The organism is Variovorax sp. P4_D9 (assembly GCF_056401695.1).
This window is the reverse complement of sequence record NZ_JBFUIU010001211.1, coordinates 1-2,061: the sequence shown is the minus strand read 5'-3', so window position 1 is coordinate 2,061 and position 2,061 is coordinate 1. Positions and strand designations below refer to the sequence as shown.

Here is a 2,061-nt window from a genome sequence, read left to right as displayed (position 1 = left end):
CACGAAGACGGTCCCGGTGTCGACGCGCTTAAAGGGCAGCTTCGGGGTCTGGGCGAGGGCGGTGGCGCAGCAGACGGCCAAGCCCAGCAGCGCGGCGGCGGATTTGATCATGGCCTCCAGGGTAGCGGCTCTTCGCCACCGCGCTGTAGGCGGCGGCCTCGGTTTGTCGGCGCCTTGTGCGATCAGGCGCTACAGCCCGCCACGCTCCGCCTTCCGCCACGACCACGGCGGCGTCGGCTTCAGATCGCGCCAGAGTCCGACGCGCCGGGCCTTGGCCTCGAACTCGGCGAACTCGTACTGCCCACGTTCCTCGGGCGACTGCTCCCTGCCATAGCTTCGGTACCACCAGGCCATGCCGACGGTCACCATCGCCAGTCCGGCATCGAGGGTCTTGGGGCCGCCGGGTGCCGATGCCGGCGCGACCATCACCTTGCACACGCGGCGCGCGTACCGGTCGATGTCCACGCAGTCGAGCCTGGCCGGCTTGCCGAACACCATGCCCGACAAGGCCTGCTTGGCGCGCATGCCGAAAGGCTGCCGCTTCTCGGGCGCGTCGATCCCGTGCAGGCGCACGCGGATCTGTTCGGGGGAAGCGGGGCCGGTGCAGCGGGCGGTGACGGTGTCGCCGTCGACCACGCCGACGATCATGCAGTTTTCGGCGTGCTGCCCGGCATGCGAAGCGATCGAGAAGAGAAGACAGAGGAGAGCAAGAAGGAAATGCATGTGCAGCGTGGTCGCGGATTCGGAGAGGCGCCGATGTTAGCCATCGGCCTGGCCGCCAACGCCGCTCAGCGCGCCAGGGTCTGAAAGGTCGCGTTGGCGCGGGCGCAGATCTTTTCGTCGGCCATGACCAGCGCGCTGGCAAAGCTGAGACTCCGGCCCAGCTTGATCACGAAGGGCCGGACCTCGATCCACTGTCCCTGCTGTGCGCTGGCGRCGAAATCCATCGACAGGTTCACCGTCACCAGGGCGGCGGTCTCGCCGCTCGCGTGGTTGCAGGACAAGCCCATCGCGTTGTCGGCCAGGGCGGTTAGCAGTGCGCCATGCACGAAGCCGCGGCTGTTCGCATGGGCGGGGCCGGCGCGCAATCCCAGGTAGATCGCTTCGGTGAGGCGCTGCGAGTACAGGGGCTCCCAAGGGTCGGTCAGGCCGCTGCGCCGGAAGTGGCGTTGAAACTGCGGTGGAACGTCGATGTCGGACATGGTGCTTCTTTTTCAGGGTTAATTAGACCAGTCTATATAATTCCAGTCCTCCAACCCGTCTCCAAAAGGACAGTCAGATGGCTCGACCCTCCAGGCATCGCGACGCGATCGTGCAAACCGCCGCACGGCTGTTTCGCAAGCAAGGGTTTGCTGCAACCGGCTTGAATCAGATCGTGGAAGAAAGCGGTGCACCCAAGGGATCGCTCTATCACTACTTTCCCGGGGGCAAGGAAACGATCGCTGCTGCGGCCGTCGTCTGGGCTGCCGAGCGCGTGGAACACACGCTTTCCACGCTGGCGGCGGAAGCCGAAGGGCCGGGTGAACTCGTTCGACGCTACGCGCTGCTGCTCGCGGGCTGGATGTCGAAGTCCGGGTTCAGGGACGGGTGCCCGATCTCCACGACCCTGCTGGAGACGGTGCCCGAATCGCATCTGATACGCGAAGCGGGGGCTGCCGCGTTCGCGGATTGGGCGGCCGTTTTCTGCCGGTCGCTGCAGACCCGGAAGGTGTCACGCGGGCGGGCACAGCGACTCGCCTCGATGGCCATCGCGGTGATCGAAGGTGCATTGATACAGGCGCGAGTCGCCGTTCACCCGCAGCCTTTGCTCGATGCCGCCGAGGAGGTTGCGATGGCCTTTGAATCTGCCATCGCCGAAGCGGGTGGTTACCCGCGTCAGCCCGCGGCCGTGTAGGCGGTTTTCACCACGGTGAAGAACTCCTGCGCGTACCTGCCCTGCTCGCGCGGCCCGTAGCTCGATCCCTTGCGCCCGCCGAAGGGCACGTGGTAGTCCACCCCCGCCGTCGGCAGGTTCACCATCACCATGCCGGCCTGGCTGTGGCGCTTGAAGTGCGTCGCGTA

4 protein-coding genes are annotated in these 2,061 nt (G+C 66.4%); 1 reads left to right on the top strand and 3 read right to left on the bottom strand.

Annotation, left to right across the window (positions count from 1 at the left end):
- Positions 1–189: 189 nt before the first annotated feature.
- Entirely contained in the window at positions 190–648 is a 459-nt protein-coding gene (locus AC1DY5_RS53110) for a thermonuclease family protein (protein WP_478122263.1), read from the bottom strand.
- A 140-nt stretch (positions 649–788) separates the two neighbouring features.
- Entirely contained in the window at positions 789–1,202 is a 414-nt protein-coding gene (locus AC1DY5_RS53105) for a PaaI family thioesterase (RefSeq protein ID WP_478122262.1), read from the bottom strand.
- 77 nt (positions 1,203–1,279) lie between these two features.
- On the opposite strand from AC1DY5_RS53105, the gene AC1DY5_RS53100 reads away from it, so the two are divergent.
- Positions 1,280–1,894, top strand: coding sequence for a TetR/AcrR family transcriptional regulator (locus tag AC1DY5_RS53100; protein ID WP_478122261.1), 615 nt, complete (start codon positions 1,280–1,282; stop codon positions 1,892–1,894).
- On the opposite strand, the gene AC1DY5_RS53095 is transcribed toward AC1DY5_RS53100, so the two are convergent.
- Positions 1,876–2,061, bottom strand: a 186-nt coding sequence (locus AC1DY5_RS53095; RefSeq protein WP_478122260.1) for an aldehyde dehydrogenase family protein, incomplete at its 5' end; no start/stop codon positions are given. The two genes, AC1DY5_RS53100 and AC1DY5_RS53095, sit on opposite strands and share 19 nt — an antisense overlap.